The sequence below is a fragment of the Patulibacter defluvii genome, from assembly GCF_034096925.1.
Lineage (GTDB): Bacteria > Actinomycetota > Thermoleophilia > Solirubrobacterales > Solirubrobacteraceae > Patulibacter > Patulibacter defluvii.
Genome location: NZ_JAWZSQ010000001.1, coordinates 146462 through 165353, shown reverse-complemented (window position 1 = coordinate 165353; position 18892 = coordinate 146462). Strand labels below are relative to the sequence as shown.

The 18892-nt window shown below is 75.7% G+C and carries 12 protein-coding genes and 1 tRNA gene; 4 read left to right on the top strand and 9 right to left on the bottom strand.

The window, feature by feature from the left end; genetic code table 11:
- Positions 1–18: 18 nt before the first annotated feature.
- From SH587_RS00680 to SH587_RS00670, 3 genes are all read right to left on the bottom strand, one after another.
- Positions 19–1467 carry a cytochrome ubiquinol oxidase subunit I gene (locus SH587_RS00680; protein WP_320668613.1) on the bottom strand — a complete coding sequence of 483 codons (1449 nt, stop codon included), beginning with the start codon at positions 1465–1467 and terminating at the stop codon, positions 19–21.
- 156 nt (positions 1468–1623) lie between these two features.
- Positions 1624–2748: an FAD-dependent oxidoreductase gene (locus SH587_RS00675; RefSeq protein WP_320668612.1), complete on the bottom strand. Its 1125-nt coding sequence runs from the start codon at positions 2746–2748 to the stop codon at positions 1624–1626.
- Entirely contained in the window at positions 2745–3263 is a 519-nt protein-coding gene (locus tag SH587_RS00670) for a GNAT family N-acetyltransferase (protein ID WP_320668611.1), read from the bottom strand. The genes SH587_RS00675 and SH587_RS00670 overlap by 4 nt, the downstream gene beginning before the upstream one ends.
- 109 nt (positions 3264–3372) lie before the next feature.
- On the opposite strand from SH587_RS00670, the gene SH587_RS00665 reads away from it, so the two are divergent.
- Positions 3373–4329 (top strand): zinc-dependent alcohol dehydrogenase family protein, encoded by a 957-nt coding sequence (locus SH587_RS00665; RefSeq protein ID WP_320668610.1) that lies wholly within the window; start codon positions 3373–3375, stop codon positions 4327–4329.
- A gap of 6 nt (positions 4330–4335) precedes the next feature.
- Here SH587_RS00665 and SH587_RS00660 read toward each other — a convergent pair whose 3' ends face one another.
- Both SH587_RS00660 and SH587_RS00655 read right to left on the bottom strand, forming a co-directional pair.
- Positions 4336–5910 (bottom strand): bifunctional aminoglycoside phosphotransferase/ATP-binding protein, encoded by a 1575-nt coding sequence (locus tag SH587_RS00660; protein ID WP_320668609.1) that lies wholly within the window; start codon positions 5908–5910, stop codon positions 4336–4338.
- 7 nt (positions 5911–5917) lie between these two features.
- Positions 5918–7153 (bottom strand): FAD-dependent oxidoreductase, encoded by a 1236-nt coding sequence (locus SH587_RS00655; RefSeq protein WP_320668608.1) that lies wholly within the window; start codon positions 7151–7153, stop codon positions 5918–5920.
- Between the two features lie 245 nt (positions 7154–7398).
- On the opposite strand from SH587_RS00655, the gene SH587_RS00650 reads away from it, so the two are divergent.
- Complete coding sequence (locus SH587_RS00650) at positions 7399–8955, top strand: ATP-binding protein (RefSeq protein ID WP_320668607.1); 1557 nt, start codon at positions 7399–7401, stop codon at positions 8953–8955.
- Positions 8952–9923 (top strand): GGDEF domain-containing response regulator, encoded by a 972-nt coding sequence (locus tag SH587_RS00645; protein WP_320668606.1) that lies wholly within the window; start codon positions 8952–8954, stop codon positions 9921–9923. Before SH587_RS00650 ends, SH587_RS00645 begins: the two co-directional genes overlap by 4 nt.
- A gap of 269 nt (positions 9924–10192) precedes the next feature.
- Here SH587_RS00645 and SH587_RS00640 read toward each other — a convergent pair.
- Positions 10193–10265, bottom strand: a tRNA-Phe gene (locus SH587_RS00640).
- Positions 10266–10464: 199 nt separating this feature from the next.
- On the bottom strand, positions 10465–11517 hold the full coding sequence (locus SH587_RS00635; RefSeq protein ID WP_320668605.1) for a M23 family metallopeptidase: 1053 nt from the start codon (positions 11515–11517) through the stop codon (positions 10465–10467).
- 409 nt (positions 11518–11926) lie between these two features.
- Between SH587_RS00635 and SH587_RS00630 the strand changes: the two genes are divergently transcribed.
- Positions 11927–13486: an MFS transporter gene (locus SH587_RS00630; protein WP_320668604.1), complete on the top strand. Its 1560-nt coding sequence runs from the start codon at positions 11927–11929 to the stop codon at positions 13484–13486.
- On the opposite strand, the gene SH587_RS00625 is transcribed toward SH587_RS00630, so the two are convergent.
- Positions 13378–16287, bottom strand: a complete 2910-nt coding sequence (locus SH587_RS00625) for an AAA family ATPase (RefSeq protein ID WP_320668603.1) — start codon at positions 16285–16287, stop codon at positions 13378–13380. The genes SH587_RS00630 and SH587_RS00625 overlap by 109 nt on opposite strands.
- A gap of 48 nt (positions 16288–16335) precedes the next feature.
- Complete coding sequence (locus tag SH587_RS00620; protein ID WP_320668602.1) at positions 16336–18828, bottom strand: DEAD/DEAH box helicase; 2493 nt, start codon at positions 18826–18828, stop codon at positions 16336–16338.
- Positions 18829–18892: the final 64 nt, after the last annotated feature.

The window sequence follows — 18892 nt, the reverse complement described above, 5'->3', positions numbered from 1 at the left end:
CCTCGTCGAAGGGGCGGGTCAGTAGGCGAGCGCGGGCACGGCCGCGTCCTCGTCGGGGTCGTCGCTGTGGCGCTCGGGCTCCGGCCCCTGCTTGGCCAGGCGGGCGAACAGCCAGACCTCGATCGCGGTGATCACGAGGTAGAGGGCGACGAACACGCTCAGCGAGATCACCAGCGTCGGCACCCCCAGCTTCGAGACCGCGTCCTCGGTCTTCAGCAGCCCGGTCACCACCCACGGCTGGCGGCCGACCTCGGTGAAGATCCAGCCCATCGCGTGGGCGGCGAAGCCGAACCCGAGCGTGGCCAGCGCCAGCCGCCGGAACCACGGCCGCGCGGCCAGGCCCGCCAGCCCGTCGCGGCCGCGGCGGGCCACCAGCAGGCCGGCGATCGCGAACAGCAGCATGAACCCGCCGAACCCGATCATCAGCCGGAAGGTCCAGTAGGTGAGCCCGATGATCGGGTAGTACTCGGCCTTGGCCGGGTCGCGCCCGTGGTCGCGCTCGTACTGGGCGTACTTGCGCTGCGCGGCGGCCTGCAGGTCGTTGATCCCCTCGACGCGCCCGTTCGGGTCGTCGGTGGCCATGAACGAGAGCAGCTTCGGGATCTTGACGTCGAAGGCGACCCGGTCCGGCTTCTTCTCGAAGGCGGAGATCGCCATCAGCGACAGGCCGGCGCCGCTCTCGCTGTCGTAGAGCGCCTCGGCGGCGGCCATCTTCATCGGCTGCTTGTCGGTCATCACCTGGCCGAAGAAGTGGCCGACGACGATCGTCACCAGCGAGGCGACGAGCATCCCGCGCAGGCCCCACTGAGCGGAGCGGCGGAAGAACGCCGTCTCGTGCCCGGGGCGGCGGCCGAGGTGCCAGACCGAGATGCCGACCACCAGCGCCGATGCGGTCAGGACGGCCGCCGGGATCGTGTGGAGGAAGGCGAAGACGGCGGTCGGGCTGCTCATCACGGCCCAGATCGAGGTCAGGACGGCGTTGCCGGTCTCCGGATCGATCTTGAACCCGACCGGGTTCTGCATCCAGGCGTTGGCCGCGAGGATGAAGTACGCCGACAGGTTGGTTCCGATGAAGACCAGCCAGATCGAGGCCAGGTGGAGCTTCTTGGGCAGGTGGGTCCAGCCGAAGATCCAGAGCCCGAGGAAGGTCGACTCGAGGAAGAACGCGGCGAGGCCCTCCATCGCCAGCGGGGCGCCGAAGACGTCGCCGACGTAGCGGCTGTAGGCGCTCCAGGCCATCCCGAACTGGAACTCCTGGACGATGCCGGTCGCGATCCCGATCGCGAAGTTGACGAGCAGCAGCTTGCCCCAGAACTTCGTCATCCGCAGGTACTGCTCGTCCTGCGTCCGGACCCAGCGGGTCTGCATCAGCGCGACGAGACCGGAGAGCCCGATCGTCAGCGGGACGAACAGGAAGTGGACGACGGTGGTGAAGGCGAACTGCCAGCGCGCGAGTTCCAGGAGCATCGTTCTGGTGCGGGTCGGGCGGCGCCGGAGCGTCGCGAACGGGTGTGGCGGGGACGCTACGAGCGCCGCGACGGCGCTCCATCGGCGGTCGCCCGCGGGGTGGTGCGGGCGCTCCGCCAGCGGTCTGCGGAGCGCCCGAGGCCCGTGTGCGGGGAACTACGCAGCGGCCTCGCGGTCGGCGAGGTAGCCGGCCAGGTGCCCGCCGGCGATCTTGGCTGGCGGCCACCACAGCGCCTCGCGCGAGGTGATCGTGCGCCAGCGGCCGTCGGCACCGGCGCGCTCGGCTCGCAGGTAGAGCGTTCCGCGGCCGTCGAGCAGCGCCGCCCGCAGGGTCGTCATCCGCGACGGCGGGGGCAGCCGATCGGCGACCCCGAGCGCCCGTACGACGTCGGCCGCGGCGACGTCCGCCTGCTGCACCGCCAGTCCGCCCTGCTTGACCTCGTGGTCGGCGCCGTCGCCGACCGCCCAGACGTCCGCCGCGTCGACGACCCGGCCCGCGTCGTCGACCGGCGCGAAGCCGCGCGGGTCGTGCGGCAGGCCCACGAGGAACGGCCCTCGCGGCTGGGCCAGCGCGACCACGGCGTCGGCGTCGAACGCGCCCTCGGTCGGCATCCAGACGGTCCCGTCGACGAAGCGATCGGGGTGGCTGCCGGTCCGCAACGCGATCCCGCGGCGCCCGAGCAGCGCCTCGATCGCCTCGCCGACGGCCTCGCCGAAGGCCGCGAGCGGCAAGGGCTCGGCGGTGATGACCACCGTCTCCATCGTCTCCGGGGCCTCGTGGTCCAGCAGCAGCGCGCACTCGTAGGCCGGCAGCGACCAGCCGACGCCAGCGGGGACCACGACCGCCAGCCGGCCGACCCGACCGGCCCGGACGCGTTGGACCAGGCGAGCGAACGCCGGCTCGTCGCGACGGTCGCCGAGCGTGATCGCGCCGCCGACCGCGGCGTGCGGCACCGCGCCGGTGGCGAGCACCAGCGCCCGATAGCCGATCCGTCCGCCCTCGGCCGTGGTCAGCTCGCGGCGATCACCGTCGACCGTGGCGACCCGATCGACGACCAGCCCGGAGCCGTGCTCCGCCGTCAGGTCGTCGAGGCAGACGGTCTGCGCCAGGTCGGGGACGAGGCCGGCGTAGGCGGCCAGCGGGCGGTAGCGGTAGCGGGCGTCGGGCGCCAGCAGGGTCACGTGGAGGGCGCCGGCGGCGCGTGCGTGGAGGGCGAGCAGCGTCTCGATCGCGGCCGTGCCGCCACCCGCGATCAGCACGTCGGTCCGGACGCCGCTCACGCCGGGGCCTCGCCGTCGTCGCCTCCGAGCGCGATCTCGTAGTGGGCGACCCCGCCCTCGACGCGATGGGTCAGCGGCAGCGCGGAGTCGCGCAGCAGGTCGGTCATGTCGCGGTTGGCCGGCAGCACCTCGGCGACCAGCCGCCCGACGCCGCGGTGCCGGGCCTCGGCGACCAGTTGCCGCAGCATCGCGCTCCCGATCCCCTGGCGGTGGTGGCCGTCGGCGACCTCGAAGGCGATCTCGCAGCCGCTGCCGTCGTTCAGCGGCACGCACATCCCGTGGCCGACGACAGCACCGTCGGGATCGAGCGCGAGGACGCCGAACCGGCGCGATTCGTCGCAGCGGGCTTCCATCCGCGCGACGCGGTCCAGGTCGACGCCGCCGGTGAAGAAGCGGGTCCAGCGGGACTCTCCGGTCACGCGGTCGAGCAGGCCGCGCAGCAGCGGCTCGTCGGCGGGCGACACCGGCCGCAGGCGCACCGCCGGGGGGTTCGGGGCGAGGGCGGAAGTGGGCATGGCAGCGACGCTAGGTCCCGCGCGCGAGGCCGCCATCCGCGGTCGCCGCCCCTCGTCGTCCGTAGCTCCCACGGATCGCCGCGCCGCCGGCGGGGGCTACGGTCGTCCCATGCGCGCCGCCGTGCTCGAGCGTCCCGGAAGCCCGCTGCGGCTGGTCGAGCGCCCCCGCCCACGGCCCGGCGTTGGGCAGGTGCTGCTGCGGGTCGCGGCCTGCGGGGTCTGCCGGACCGACCTGCACCTGCGCGACGGCGAGCTCGAGCTGCCGCTGCCGCGGGTGCTGGGCCACCAGATCGTCGGCACGGCCGTCGACGGGGATCGACGCCGGCTGGGGGTCCCCTGGCTGGGATGGACCTGCGGTCGCTGCCGCTGGTGCCGCAGCGGGCGCGAGAACCTCTGCCCGCGGGCGCGCTTCACCGGACGCGACCTCGACGGCGGCTTCGCGGAGTACGCCGTCGCCGACGCCCGCTACTGCTTCCCGCTCCCCGACGGGCTGCCCGACGACCAGGTCGCGCCGCTGCTCTGCGCGGGCCTGATCGGCTACCGCGCACTGCGGATGTGCGGCGACGCGCGCCGGCTCGGGCTCTACGGCTTCGGCGCCGCGGCCCACGTCCTGACCCAGGTCGCGGTCGCCCAGGGCCGCGAGGTGCTGGCGTTCACCCGCGCCGGCGACGCACCCGCCCAGGCGCTCGCGCGCGAGCTGGGAGCGGTCTGGACCGGCGCCTCCGAGCAGGCCCCGCCGGAGCCGCTCGACGCGGCGATCGTCTTCGCGCCGGTCGGGGCGCTGGTGCCGCTGGCGCTGCGAGCCGTCGCGCCGGGCGGCGTCGTCGTCTGCGGCGGCATCCACATGAGCGACATCCCGTCGTTCCCCTACGCCGACCTGTGGGGCGAACGGACCCTGCGCTCGGTCGCGAACCTGACCCGCGACGACGCGCGCGAGTTCCTGGCCCTGGCGGCGACGGTCCCGCTCCGGACCCACGTCACCCGCTACCCGCTCGACGGGGCCGAGCGGGCGCTCGACGACCTGCGGTCCGGGCGGCTGGTCGGGGCCGCCGTGGTGGTGCCATGAGCGCGGTCAGGCGTCGAGCGCGGCCGCGACCGCCTCGACCAGCGCAGCGACCGGCCGGTCGGTGCGGAGCAGGAGCAGGCGGTCGGCCGGGACCTCGTCGAGCGGCTCGGCGGTCGCCGCCTGGCGCCGGCCGACGGCCAGCGTCGCGTCCGAGATCCGCATCGGCTCCAGCGCCCGTCGCCGCAGCCGCTCCTCCAGCACCACGGCCGGTGCGCTGCAGGCCACGTGGACGACGGCCCGCCGCCAGCCCCCCAGCTCCCGCAGCAAGGCGTCGCGGTCGGCCCGCCGCAGGCAGGTCGCGTCGATCACCACGCCGCCGTCCCGGGCCAGCGCCGCGGCCGCCTGGCGGCCCAGCTCGGCGTAGGTGCGGGGGCCGCTGCCGGGCGCGTACAGCTCAGCGCCGCCGCGCTCCTCCGGGGCCAGGCCCGCGGCACGCTTGCGGACGACGTCCGACGCGCGCACGGCGAAGCCGGACCGCTCGGCCAGCGCGGCCGCGAGCACGCTCTTGCCGACTCCCGAGGGGCCCGAGACGACCAGCGCGAGCGGTCCGTGGGTCCGCCACGCGAACCGCTCGGCCACGTCGAGCAGGTGCCGTGCCTCGTCGCGGGAGGCGTCCCGTTCGCCGACCGTGCCCTCGCGCAGCAGCGCCACCTTGGCGCGGATCAGCGCCCGGCGGGCGGCGTAGAAGGCCAGCAGCGCGTCGGGTCCGGGATCGCCGTGCTGGTCGCGGTAGGCCGCGACCAGCTCGCGCGCGGCGCCGGGATGCCCGAGCGCCACCAGGTCCATCACCAGGAACGCCAGGTCGTCGGCGACGTCGACCTCGCGCAGGTCGGCCCGGAACTCGATCCGGTCGACGATCCGCACGGAATCGCCCTCGACCAGCACGTGCTCGGCCCGCAGGTCGCCGTGGCCCTCGCGCACCAGCCCGGCGCGGCCACGCTCGGCCAGCTCCTCGCCGGCGTCGCGCAGGAACGCCCGCAGACGGCGATCGATCACGTGCAGGCGGCGCAGGTCGACCGGTCCCGGCAGCAGCCCGGTCAGCTCGACGTCCTCCGCCGCCAACCGGCGCTTCTCGTCCGCGACCGCCATCGCCGCCGGGCCGGGGCGACGGACCGGGCGCGCGCGAGCGTGGAAGGCGGCGATCGCGGCCGCAGCTGCGGCGACCGGGCCCCGGTCGCCGGGGTCGCGCGCGAGCCGCTCGCGGAGGCTCGTCGCCTCGTCGAAGCGCTCCATCTCGACCACGTACTCGACCGCGGCCGGGTCGTCCGCCGCCGCCAGCCGGAAGCCGTCGCCGGCCGGCACGACGGCGTGGACGGCGCGGTAGACCCCCGGCGCCAGCTCGCCGTTGACCCGCAGCTCCTCGCGGCAGGCACGCAGCCGTGCCGCCCGCCGGTGGTGGTCGGCGAACGCGAACCGGTGGGCACGCTTGACCTTGTACGCCCGGTCGGGCGTCAGCAGCACCACCGACATGTGCGTGTCCCGCCGCTCGAGCGCGCCCGGGTCGGCGACGCCGGCCGCCGCCGCGATCGCCTGCAGGGCCGCCGCGGTCGGACCGCAGCGGGGCGTGGCGGTGGCGTGCATCGCCCGCTCACCCCTCCCGGGCCAGCAGGTCGATCCCCGGGTCGCCGGCGGTAGCGTGGATCACCGGCGCGGCGAGCGGCACGCGGCCGGCCGGCGGCAGCTGGTCGATCGCCCCGGCGACGCCGAGCTCGTCGACGTCGGCCAGGAACGGCGCGGCGTGGACGGCGGCGATCTTCTCCGGCGGCCACCACGGGCAGCGGCGGGCGACCTGCGAGTCGACGGTGTCGGCCCCGATCATGGTCGCCAGCAGGTACAGCGGTTCGCCGCCGGTCCAGAGGATCGCGCGCAGCCGCGGCGCGAGCACGTACGGCGGGCGGCGCGCGCCGACGCGGGCCGCGATCGCCGCGGCGACGGCGTCGGCCTGCTGCGTGGCCAGTCCGCCCTGCTTGAGCGGGTAGGCGGCCGCGTCGCCGATCGCGTGGACCCGCTCGTGTCCCGGGACCGCGAACCGCTCGTCGACTCGCACGAACCCGTGGCCGTCGAGCGGCAGCCCGTGGATGCCGGGCCCGACCAGCGCGGGGAGGGCGATCACCCGGCCCGCCGGCAGCTCGGCGGACGGATGGAGCGTCAGCCGGGCACCGTCGTAGCGGACCACCTCGTGGCCGGCGATCAGTCGCACTCCGGCGGCGTCGAGCAGCGCCGCGACCGCGTCCGAGCCGGCGCCGCGGAAGGCCTCCAGCGGGAGGGCCTCGTGGGTCACCACCGTCACGCGCCCCCGATCGCCGCTGGCGTCGGCGGCACGTCGGGCCGCCATCAGCGCCAGCTCGTAGAGCGGCAGCGTCCAACCGCATCCGCGCGGGGCCACCAGCACCAGCTGGCCGATCTGCTCCCGCTCCAGCTCCTCGATCGCCCAGTGCAGCTCCTCCGCCGACTCGGGCCGGAAGGTCGAGGCGTGCGGGATCGCGTCGACCGCGCGGGCGCCAGCGGCCACCACCAGCTCGTCGAAGTCGATTCGCGCGCGATCACCGTCGACCACCACCGTCCGGCCGTCGACGGCGCGGACCCGGCCGGTCACGAGCTCGACCCCGAGCGCGTCGGCGACCGGCGGCCACGCCAGCGTCCGGGGACGCGGCCCGGAGAAGGGCTCGGCCACCGCCTCGGGGCGGTAGCGGAGGACGGGATCGGGCACGACGATCGTGACGGCGCAGCGGTCGCCGACCGCGGCCCGCAGCGCGAGCACCAGCTCCAGCGCGGCGATCCCGCCGCCCGCGACGACGACGTGGTGCGGAGGTTCGCGGTCCATGGGCGAACCGTAGGCTCGGGCACGGCGTCGGTCATCGGGCGTTTCCGACGACCCCGATCCGTGGAAGCGCGGCAGGCCCTTCCGTGCGGACTACGGCTCCCCGCAGGTGCGCGCGCCGCGATCGTGTCCGGCATCCCGTCCGGCGATCAAGATCGGAGCTCCAACGGACGATGGAGAGGCATGCCCAGACCACCGAGCGTCAGCCGTGAGGAACGCCGGTGAGCACCGCTGATCCGCACGATCCCATGCACATCGGTGCATCCGGGTTCGAGCAGTTCCTCGGCTCGTTGCCCGACGCCGTCGTCGGGGTGACGAGCAGCGGCACGATCGTGCTCGCCAACGCGCAGGCGGAGCGGTTGTTCGGCTACGCCGCCGAGGAGCTGATCAGCCTGCCGATCAACGCGCTGGTGCCGGACCGCTTCCGTGAGGCGCACGCGCATCACCGCGAGGGCTACTTCCGCGACCCGCGCACGAGGCCGATGGGCGCCCGGCTGCAGCTCTCCGGAAGGCGGAAGGACGGTTCCGAGTTCCCGGCGGAGATCAGCCTCTCGAGCACCCGGACCGACACCGGCGTGGTGGCGTGGGCCGCGGTCCGCGACATCTCCGAACGGCTCGAGGCGGAACGCGAGCGCGACGCGATGCGACGAGCGGCGCGCGAGGCCCAGGCGCAGCGTCTGGAGAGCCTCGGGCAGCTGGCGGGTGGCGTCGCCCACGACTTCAACAACCTGCTCGGCGTGATCATCAACTACGCGGGGTTCGTGCGCGACGAGCTCCGGGACCGGCCGGACCTGGCCGCCGATGTCGAGCAGATCCGCGAAGCGGCGGAGCGCGGCGCCGCGCTCACGCGACAGCTCCTGATCTTCGGTCGCCGCGAGCTGACGGCGCCCGAGATCCTCGACCCAGCCGACGTCGTCCGCACCGTCGAGAACCTCCTGCGCCGCGCGCTCGGGGAGCACATCGCGCTGGTGACCCGATTCGAGAGCCGCGACGCGACGGTCCGCGCCGACCGAGGGCAGCTGGAGCAGGTGCTGTTCAACCTGGCGGTCAACGCCCGCGACGCGATGCCGAGCGGCGGGATGCTCACGATCACCACCCGCACCGTCGACGGCGACGAGACGCTGGCTGGTCCGCTGGTCGAGCTCGCGGTCGCCGATACCGGCATCGGCATGACCGACGCGGTCGCGCAGCGCGCGATGGAGCCCTTCTTCACCACCCGCGCCGATGGCGGTGGAACCGGGCTCGGCCTGGCCACCGTGTACGGCATCGTGACGCAGCACGACGGACGAGTGCGGATCGAGTCCAGCGTTGGAGAGGGAACGACGGTGCGGGTTCAGCTGCCGGCCACCGGTCAACCGGTGAGCGCCGTCCCGACCACCGCGGCACGCGGTCCGGGAGCGCGCGGCGAGACCGTGCTGCTGGTCGAGGACGAGCCGAGCGGCCTGGCGATCGTGCGGCGGATCCTCGAGCGCGGGGGCTACGACGTGACCGCCGTGGGCAGCGGCGCGGCGGCCCTCTCCCTGCTGGAGGACGGGCGTCCGATCGACCTCCTGCTGACCGACGTGATCATGCCCGGCATGCTCGGGACCGAGCTTGCCGCGCGGGCGGTGCTCGCCCGCCCCGACCTGCGCGTGCTGATGATGTCCGGGTACAGCGACGAGCTGGTCGCCAAGCCCAGTGGCGGGCCCGACCATGCGTTGATCGAGAAGCCGTTCGACGCGACCGGCCTGCTGACGCGGATCCGCGAGGTGCTTACCGGCCCGGCGACGGGTCGCCGCCTGCCCGGCAGGGACGAAGGCGCATGAACCTGCCGCGCACCGCGGGGTCGAGAGATCTCCAGCGACGGGATCTCCAGGTGCTGATCGCCGACGACGACGCGCTCAGCAGCCGAGCGGTCGCGCGGGTCCTGAGCGCGCGCGGCTTCCGCTGCAACGTCCTGAGCGACGGCGAGCGGACCCAGGCCGAGGCCCTGGCAACGCGACCGGACGTGCTCCTGCTCGACGTCCACATGACGCCGGTCGATGGCGTCGAGGTGCTGCGGCGACTGCAGGCCGACCACCGCACCGCGCTCCTGCCCGTGATCTGCGTCACCGGCGATCGACGGGTCCAGACCGTGATGGAACTGCTCGCCGCCGGCGCCGACGACTACCTCACCAAGCCGCTGGACGTCGACGAGCTCGAGGCGCGGATCCTGACCGCGATCCGTCGCCGCGCCGTCCTCGGCGGCGTCAGTCCCCTGACCGGCCTGCCCGGCAACGTCCTGCTGACCCGCGCCGTCCAGGAGCGGCTGGATCGGCGCGAGACGTTCGGGTTCCTCCACGTGGACCTGGACCAGTTCAAGGCGTTCAACGATCGCTACGGCTACGTTCGTGGCGACGAGGTCATCCGCGCCCTGGCGTCCGTCCTGCTCGAAGCCGCCGACGCAGCGGACGCGACCGGCTTGATGCTCGGCCACATCGGAGGCGACGACTTCGGCGCCGTCACGCCCGCCGACCTGGCGGTGCCGCTGGCCGAAGACATCGTCACGCGCTTCGACCACCTCGCGCCGAGCTTCCACGACCCCGAGGACATCGCCCGCGGCGGAATCTCGATCGTCGACCGCAGCGGTACCGCACGGAAGCATCCCCTGGTATCGGTCTCGATCGGCGTGACCATCTGGACACCGGACCACCCGGCCACCACCGAGGCCGTCGCCGATGTCGCAGCCGACGTCAAGCGGCTGGCCAAGAGCCGGCCCGGGTCCCAGGTGGCGGTCGACCGCCGCCGCCCCTGAGACCTTGGCTGCCCCCTCCGCAAGAGCGAGCGAACGACCTCGCGGCGGCGTCCGCGCGCCGTGACGCGCACGAACCGGAGCCAGATGGGAGACCTCAGAGCTTCGCGAGCTTGCCGAGCCGCGCCGCGGGACGCGTCGGGACCACGCCGAATCGGCGCTGATTTGGCCACGATTAGGCCACGAACCGATCTACTGGCGCGTAGACGCTTCTAACTTGACGGTGGCGTAGACAAAGAAAAAGGCCCCGCTTTGCAGGGCCTTCTCGGAGGTGGCGAGACCGGGACTCGAACCCGGGACACCACGATTTTCAGTCGTGTGCTCTACCAGCTGAGCTATCTCGCCGAGGTGGGACAGGGTACCGGGTGGGCGCTGGGGCGGCGGTGCGGGTCGGATCGCGGGGTCTCGGGCCCGGCCCCGGCGGCCAATGGGCACGCCCTTGGCATCGAGCGAGAGGCAGCCTCGCTCGTGGGGCGCGCGGCGGCCGCGCGCCCGGCCGGTCACCGCCATGCCGGTCGCGACGCGCGGCTCGCACGCCGGACGGCTATCCGTCGCAGGGGTTCGGCAGCTTGGAGAGGAACGGCAGGGGGTCGATCGCGCGGTCGCGGTTCGCTTCCCAGGGGATCGGTCGCATCTCGAAGTGCAAGTGTGGCTCGTAGTCGCCGCCGGTGTTGCCCGCGTTCGCCACCCGCTGGCCCGGCGTCACGCGCTGGCCGGCCTTGACGAGGATCGAGCCCTGCTTCAGGTGCAGGTACCCGTACGCGATCCGGTCGTCGCCGTCGATCGTCAGGGTCCAGCCGCCGCCGTAGTCGTCGTACCAGACCCGGCTGATCGTGCCCGCGGTCACCGCCACCACCGGCGGGAACGCGTCGTAGGTGCCGATGTCCTGGCCGTTGTGCAGCCGCCCGCCGCTGCGACCGGCGTGGAAGCGCTGTGCCGGAACCGAGCGGAAATTGCACCGGCCCTGGACCGGGAAGACGTAGTTGCCGCCGGCGATCGGGGTCGGGGTCGCCGTCGGCGTGGCCGTCGCCGGCGCGGTCACCCGCAGTCCCCACGCCACCGGCACGCCGTCGCGCCGGGCCCGCTGGCCGGTCGCGTCCTTCACCACCAGCCGCAACCGATACCGCCCCGGCTTCGCCGCCAGCCGCGCCGTCACGTGCCGGGCCACGTCGACGCCGGACGGGACCGTGCCGAAGGACTGGCGGAACAGCAGCTTGCGCGTCGCCCGATCCTCGATCCGCAGCTGGACCCGCGCCGCCGTCCGCCGGCGGGCGTCGATCCGGACCTGGACCTGCGGAGCGGCCGCGCCCTTGCGCCAGGTCTGCGTGGTCAGGCGGAAGCGGGTGATCGTCGCGCGCACGCGAGCCGGCGCCTCGGGCGGCGTCCCCCCGGCCTCCCCGGCCGTCGCGGTCGGGGTCACGGGCGGCGCGCTGGCCGTCGTCGCGCCCGGGATCACGCCGCCGGAGGCAGCGGAACCGGTCGTCGCCGGCGTCCGCTCGTCGGCATGGGCAGCCGAGGGGCGGACGCCGGCGAGCAACGGCAGGGTCACGGCGGCAAGAAGGACCGCTGCCGTCTGCAGCACCGAGGTGCGATGCACCGCGATGCGTGGTTGAGCCCGCGACATGGCTCGGTGAGCCTGGCGACTGCCGGGCCCGACGCCGGCCCGTTGCAGGTTCGCTGGAGGATTTCCGGCCCCCGTGGCGACGGCGGCGCAGGTTCGGTGCAGGTTCGGGCGATCCTGCACGGCGGCTGGCGTCCTGCAGGATCGCCTGCGGGTTCTGGCCCCATCTAGGGGGTCCCGCGCACGAAAACGTTGGGGTCGACCTGCGGAGGGCTCCCCGTGGTGCGGGACGCGGACCTGTCCCACGATGCGATGCACGACCGCCACGGTCGCGCGCCACGGCCCGCACCCCGGGCCCGCTGGATCGGGAATCGCCCGATGCCGGGCGCCGCACGACGGCTCACCGTCGCGCCCCGTGGATCACCCCTGCCGAAGGACCGACCCCGTGCCCCACCCCGCCGCCACCCGGATCGTGCCCGCGATCGCCGACGGCCTCGACCGTGCTTCCACCGACCGCCGACCGCGCCGGCGATCGTCCCGCTCACCCCGGGCCGAGCATCCGCCGGGACTGGTCCTGGCCGTCGCCTCGCTCGGCGTCTTCATGGCCTTCGTCGACGCGACGGTGGTCAACATCGCCTTCCCCGACATCGAGCGCTCGTTCCCGACCACCGGGCTCGACGGGCTGCAGTGGGTGCTGAACGCCTACAACATCGTCTTCGCCGCGTTCCTGGTCGCCGCCGGCCGCCTCGCCGACCGCGCCGGTCGCAAGCGGTTCTTCCTCGCCGGCCTCGGCGTCTTCACCGCCGCCTCGGTCGCCTGCGCCGCCGCCCCGACCGTCGAGGCGCTGGTCGCCGCGCGCGTGGTCCAGGCGACCGGCGCCGCGATGCTCGTCCCCTCCTCGCTGGCGATCGTGCTGCACGCCGTCCCGCTCGCCCGCCGCGCCCGCGCCGTCGCCCTCTGGACCGCGTCGGCCGCGCTCGCCGCCGGCGTCGGGCCGACCCTCGGCGGGCTGCTCGTCTCGGCCTCCGACTGGCGGCTGGTCTTCCTGGTCAACGTACCGGTCGGCCTGCTGGCCTGGCTGTCGGCCTCGGTCGTGCTCCGCGAGAGCCGCGAGCGCGGCCACCGCGGCGCCCCCGACCTGCTCGGCGCGCTGCTGCTGGCCGCCGCCCTCGGCGGCCTGGTGCTGGCGATCGTCCAGGGCGAGGCGTGGGGCTGGACCAGCGCCCCGGTGCTCGGCGCCGCCGCGGCCGCGCTCGTCCTCGGCCTCGGCTTCGCGCTCCGCAACGGCCGCCACGCCGAGCCGCTGGTCGACCCGTCGCTGCTGCGGATCCGCAACTTCTCGATCGCCAACGCGATGACGATCGTCGGCGCCGCCGGCTTCTACGCCTACACGCTCTGCAACGTGCTCTTCCTGACCTCGGTCTGGGGCTACTCGATCGTCGACGCCAGCCTGGCGCTGACCCCCGGCCCGCTGGTGGCGGTGGCGATCGCCGGCCCGACCAGCCGGATCGTCGACCGCTTCGGCCTGCGGGCGGTGGCGCTGCCGGGCGGCCTGCTCTGGTGCGGCGGCCTGGTGTGGCTGATCGAGCGGGTCGAGGCGACCCCCGACTTCCTCGGCGTCTGGCTGCCGGCGATGGTGCTGCTGGGCCTCGGCGCCGGCACGCTCTTCCCCAACGTCAGCGGGGCCGCCGTCGTCGCCGCGCCCGGCTCGCGCTTCGCGACCGCCACCGCGCTCAACGCCGTCGCCCGCCAGCTCGGAGCCGCGATCGGGGTGGCGATCGTGGTCGCGATCGTCGGGACGCCGCGGCCCGAGGAGGCGCTGCGGGCCTTCGACCACGGCTGGACCTTCGCCGCGGTCGGGCTGGCGATCGGCGCGATCGGCTGCCTGGCCGTCGGTCAGGAGCGAGCCCGCGCCCGGACCCCGCGGCCGGTGGTGCCGCCGTCGCTGGCCTCGGCCAGGATCGGCGCCAGCGCCCGCCGCGAGTCGACCGCGAGCTTGCGGTAGACGTTGCGCAGGTGGCCCTCGACCGTCTTCGTGGTGACGAAGAGGTCCTGGGCGATCTGCAGGTTCGTCTGGCCGGCGGCGGCGCGCTCGGCGACCCGCCGCTCGGCCGGGGTCAGCGCGCGGGCCCCGCGCGGGGTCGCCGGCGGGACCGTCACGCCGGAGGCGGCCAGCTCGACCCGCGCCCGCTCGACCGTCGCCGTCGCCCCGCAGCGGTCGGCCGCGTCGAGCGCGGTCGAGAGCATGGTCAGGGCGGCGGTCCGCTCGCCCTCCGCGAGCAGCGCGACGCCGAGGTCGATCTGGGCCCGCGCGTGCTCCAGCCGGGCCGGCGAGCGGTCGAGCAGCGCGACCGCCGCGCGCAGCGTCGCCACCCGCTCGGCCGGCGACTCGTGCGCCGCCCGCGCCCGCAGCGCCAGCCCCGTCCAGCCGGGCAGGCCGGCGGCGGTCGCCACCCGCAGGCCCTCGGCCGCCCACGCCCGCGCGTCGTCGTCGCGCCCGATCCGGGCCGCCAGCAGCGCCGCCCACGACCACCAAGCCCCGAGCGTCGGCCGCGCGCTGCCGTAGCGCGCCACCAGGTGGCGGCCGGCGGTCAGCAGCGCGTCGATCGCGGCCGCGCCCTCGCCACGGGCGGTCGCCAGCGCGGCGCGGGCCAGCAGCACCTCGCCGTGGCCGGGATCGTCGGGTCCACTGCCGGCGACCCGCTCCAGCAGCAGCGCGGCAGCGTCGGTCTCCGCCCGCTCCATCCGCAGCCGCGCCAGCAGCGCGACGACGGCCGACGCCTCCGGGTGCAGCTCGAGCGCGGCCTCGGCGTCGGCGATCGCCGCCACCAGGTCGCCGCGGCGGTAGTGGGCGGCCGCCCGCCAGCCGCTGGCGACCGCGAACGCAACCGGCGCGCCGCGGGTGCGGGCCTCGGCGATCGCGTCCTCGGCCAGCGCGACGGCCAGCTCGGCCTGGTCGACGTGCAGCAGCGCCTGGGCGACCAGGCCGAAGCCCTCGCCGTGGCGGGGATCGACCAGCGGCGAGTCGGCGACCGCGGCGCGGGCGAGGGCGACGACGCGGTCGATCGGCTGGCCGCGCAGCGCCGCCTCGACCGCCAGCTGCGCCCCCAGGATCGGATCGTCCGCGGGCGGCGCGGCGCCGGCGACCAGGTCGGCGCAGGCGGCGTCGGCCCGCTCCTGGCGGACCGGCCAGCGCGAGGGCCGGAGCGCCATCGCGTCCAGCTCGACGCTGAGCAGGCCGTCGACCAGCGGATCGCGACCGAGCGGCGCCGGATCGAGCAGCGCCCGCGCCTGGGTGGCCGCGAAGATCGCCGCCTCCGGGGCGCCGCGGCCGGCGCGCAGCCGCGCCAGGGCCAGCAGCAGCGCGGCCCGCGCGCGCGGATCAGGGGTCGCGGCGATCGCGTCCTCCAGCCGCGCGTCGCCGTCCGGCTCGCCCGCGGCCGCCTCGGCGGTCGCCAGCTCGACCAGCACCGCGCGGCGCTCGTCGGCGGTCGGCGGCTCGGCCAGGGCCCGCCGCAGCGCGCGGACGGCGACGCCGGGCTCGTCCTGCTCGCGCGCCTCGGCCGCGGCCCGCCGCAGCGCCGTCACCACCTGGGCGTCGCCGGCGGCCGGGGCCTGCAGCAGGTGGCTGGCCACGCGGGCGACCGGGGCGCCCTCGCCCTGCAGGATCGCCGCCGCGCGCCGGTGGCCGCGGGCCCGTTCGGCGGCCGGGACCTGGGCCTCGGCCGCCGCCCGCACCAGGCCGTCGCCGAAGCGCAGCGGCTCGCCGGCCTGCAGCAGCCCGGCCGCGGCCAGCGCGTCGGCCGCCGCCTCGGCGCGGTCGATCGAGAGGTCGGCCAGCGCCGCCGCCTGCCGCAGCCGCGCCCCGTCGCCGAGGATCGCCGTCGCCCGGGCCAGCCGGCGGGCGTCGGGGTCGACGGCGGCCAGCCGCAGCGCGACCGCCCGCGCCGCCGCCTCGGCCACGTCGGCCGCGGGGTCGGGGGTCGGGGTCGGGGTCGGGCTGCCGTCGGCGACCGCGGCCAGGAACTCGTGGACCAGGAACGGGTTGCCGCCGGTCGCCCGGACGCAGGCCGCGACCAGCCGCTCGTCGGCCGCCGCTCCCAGCCGCTCGCCGGCGAGGACCGCGACCGCAGCCCGGTCGAGCGGCGCCGGCCGCAGCCGCTCGGCCCGCGGGTGGTGGCGCAGCCGCTCCAGCAGGTCGTCGCCGGTCAGGTCCTCGCGCACGCCGAGCACCGCCACCAGCGGCAGCTGTGCGATCCGCAGCGCCATCCGCGCCAGCACCCGCAGCGTCGCGTGGTCGCACCAGTGGGCATCGTCGATCGCGATCAGCAGGCCGGCCGGGCGGTGCTCGGGATCGAAGCGGGCGATCTGCCCGGCCAGCCAGTACAGCCCCTCGACCAGCCCGGCACCGTCGGCCTCGACCGGACCAGGGCCGCCGTCGGGAGCGAAGAGCGGGGCGGCCAATGCGGCGCGGTCGGCCAGCAGCGCCGCCCGCCGGGCCGGGTCGGCGGCCCGCAGCGGATCGTCGAAGAGGTCGACCGCGACCCCGAACGGGACGTCGCGCGAACGTTCGTCGGCGACCGCCCGCAGCACCGGCACCTGCCGCGCCCGGGCCCGCGCGGCGGCCGCGTCGAGCAGGCTGGTGCAGCCGGCGCCGGCCGGTCCCTCGACCACCAGCAGCCGCCCGACGACGCCGTCGAGCATCCGGTCGAGCGCGGCGTCGATCCGGGCCAGCTCGGGCCCGCGGCCGAGCAGCGTCGACCCGTCGGGGGCGGGAGCGGCGGAGCCGCTGGGGGGATCGGCCACCACGGGCAGCATCGTGGCAGCTCGCCGCGCGGCCACACCCCGCCGCGATCAGCCGGCCGGCACCGTCGCCAGCCGCGCCAGCAGCTCGAGCGCGCCCGCCTTGTGCAGCGGCTCGTTGAGGTTGCCGCACTTCGGCGACTGGACGCACGAGGGGCAGCCGCGGTCGCAGGGGCACTCGGCGATCAGGCGACCGGCGTCGGCCACCCAGTGCTCGAAGCGGTCGAACCCCTGGCGCGCGATCCCGACCCCGCCGACGTGGCCCTCGTAGACGATGATCGCCGGCCCGCCCGCCTGCGGATGGAGGTTGGTCGAGAGACCGCCGACGTCCCAGCGGTCGCACATCGCCAGCAGCGGCAGGACCGCGATCTGGGCGTGCTCGGCCGCGTGCAGCGACCCCAGCAGGTGCTCGGAGGGGAACGCGCCCCACGGCACCGCCCCGCCGCCGTCGAGCGCGACCTCGCCCGCGACCGCCGCCGGGCCGATCCGCGGGTCGATCCCGAGCAGGATCCCCGGCTCGTACCAGACCGCCTCGGTGCGGTAGGAGACCGACGGCAGGTCGATCGTGATCAGGTCGATCATCTCGCCGCTGCCGACCTTGCGCCGCTGGTACCCGAGGACGGTGTCGGTGACGGTCACGACCCCGAACGAGAGCGGCAGCGGCCCGGCGGCGGTCGCGACGGTGCGGTGGTCGAGGAGCTGCTCGAAGCTGACGTCGATCTCGCGCTTCGGCGCGGTCCACCAGTGGCCCGCGAACGGCTCGACGACCGCGAACCCGCGCTCCAGGTCGAGGTCCTGGACCTCGTACTGCTCGCCCAGGTGCAGGTAGACGGCGCCCTGGTGGACGGTCGACGGGGCCTTGTCGTGCTCGACGTGGCCCAGCTCCTCGCCGGTGCTGCCGTCGACGATCACCACCCGCCGCGAGGTGGCGCTGCGCAGCCCCAGCTCGCCGGCCGGGAAGCGGTCGCCGCCGGCGGGCCGGAAGACGCCGCCGCGCTCGCGCAGGTCGCCGCGCTCGGCCAGCTGGTCGGCGAACGTGCGCCAGCGCGGCCCGAGCACCGGCGCGTCGCGGTCGTCGAGCGGCGCCTCGTGGGCGGCGCAGAGCAGGTGCGCCAGGTGGATCGGCTCGTTCTCGTGGTGGAGGATCGCCGCCTCGACCGGCCGCCCCAGGAACTCCCCCGGGTGGCGGCAGAAGTACTGATCGAGCGCGTCCTCGCCGGCGACGTAGACCGCCAGTCCGCGACCGCGGCGGCCGGCCCGGCCCCACATCTGGCGCAGCGAGGCGACGGTGCCGGGGAAGGTGACGACCACGCAGGCGTCGAGCTGGCCGATGTCGATCCCCAGCTCGAGCGCGGTGGTGGTGACCACGCAGCGGACCTCGCCGTCGACCAGCCGCTGCTCCAGCTCGTGGCGCTGACCGGTGGTGTAGCCGGCGCGGTAGGCGATCACCTGCCGGGCCAGGTCGGGGCGGTCCTCCTCGCGCAGCCGCTCGGCGGCCATCCGCGCCACCACCTCGACGCCCTTGCGGCTGCGGACGAAGCAGATCGTGCGGACCCCGGCCAGGACCAGGTCGGCGAGCATGTCGGCCGCCTCGCCGAGCGCGCTGCGACGCCGGCGGCCGGCGATCAGCTCGGAGGCGTCGAGCAGCTCGGCGTCGGGGTTCGACGCCGGCGCGTCGGCGACCCCGTCCTCGCGCCGGACCCGGCGGGCGACGGCGACCGCGTCGTCGTCCTCGTCGAACAGCGGCGGGTTCCACATCGCGATCTGGCGGTCGACCCCGGGCGAGCCGTCCTCGTCGATCAGGGCGACGTCGTCGAGCCCGGTCAGCGCCTGGGCGTGCTCGACCGGGTTGGCGATCGTGGCGCTGGCCATCAGGAACCGCGGCCCGGCCGCCCGGCCCGCCTGCTGGCGCTCGGCCAGCCGCCGCAGCCGCCGCAGGACGTTGCTGACGTGCGAGCCGAAGACGCCGCGGTAGACGTGCGCCTCGTCGATCACCACCACCCGCAGGTGGGTCAGGAACTCGCTCCAGAGGTCGGGCCGGGGCAGGATCCCGACGTGCAGCATGTCGGGATTGGTCAGCACGACGTTGGCCCGCCGGCGGACATCGCGGCGGGCCTCGCGCGGGGTGTCGCCGTCGTAGATCGCCACCCGCAGCCGGTCGCCGAGCCCGAACGCGTGCAGCGATCGGGCCTGGTCCTGGGCCAGCGCCTTGGTCGGGTAGAGGAACAGCGCCCGCGCCCGCGGCGCCCGCAGCAGCGCGTCGATCGCCGGCAGCTGGAAGCAGAGCGACTTGCCCGAGGCGGTGCCGGTGGTGACGACGAACGGCTGCGTCCGCGGCAGCGCCGCCGCCTGGGCCTGGTGGCCGTAGAGCCGCTCGATCCCGCGCCGCGCCAGGCTGGCCACGAGCTCGGGGTGGAGGTCGCCCGGGACCGGCTCCAGCCGTGGGTCGCGGGCCCGCTCCAGCGACCGCGCCACCAGCCGCTCGTCCTCGGCGCCGGCGTCGAGCAGCGGACGCCAGGGAGCGGTGGAGGAGGAGCGGGCCATCCCCTCCAGTGTGGCGGGTGACGACGTCCGACTCGCGCTCGCCGGAGAGCTGCTATAGTCCTGG

Bases quoted from the DNA above. Each gene is read 5' to 3' on its own strand.
- SH587_RS00680 (WP_320668613.1), bottom strand. From the start codon at position 1,467: ATGCTCCTGGAACTCGCGCGCTGGCAGTTCGCCTTCACCACCGTCGTC.
- SH587_RS00670 (WP_320668611.1), bottom strand. From the start codon at position 3,263: ATGCCCACTTCCGCCCTCGCCCCGAACCCCCCGGCGGTGCGCCTGCGG.
- SH587_RS00665 (WP_320668610.1), top strand. From the start codon at position 3,373: ATGCGCGCCGCCGTGCTCGAGCGTCCCGGAAGCCCGCTGCGGCTGGTC.
- SH587_RS00660 (WP_320668609.1), bottom strand. From the start codon at position 5,910: ATGCACGCCACCGCCACGCCCCGCTGCGGTCCGACCGCGGCGGCCCTG.
- SH587_RS00655 (WP_320668608.1), bottom strand. From the start codon at position 7,153: ATGGACCGCGAACCTCCGCACCACGTCGTCGTCGCGGGCGGCGGGATC.
- SH587_RS00650 (WP_320668607.1), top strand. From the start codon at position 7,399: ATGCACATCGGTGCATCCGGGTTCGAGCAGTTCCTCGGCTCGTTGCCC.
- SH587_RS00645 (WP_320668606.1), top strand. From the start codon at position 8,952: ATGAACCTGCCGCGCACCGCGGGGTCGAGAGATCTCCAGCGACGGGAT.
- SH587_RS00620 (WP_320668602.1), bottom strand. From the start codon at position 18,828: ATGGCCCGCTCCTCCTCCACCGCTCCCTGGCGTCCGCTGCTCGACGCC.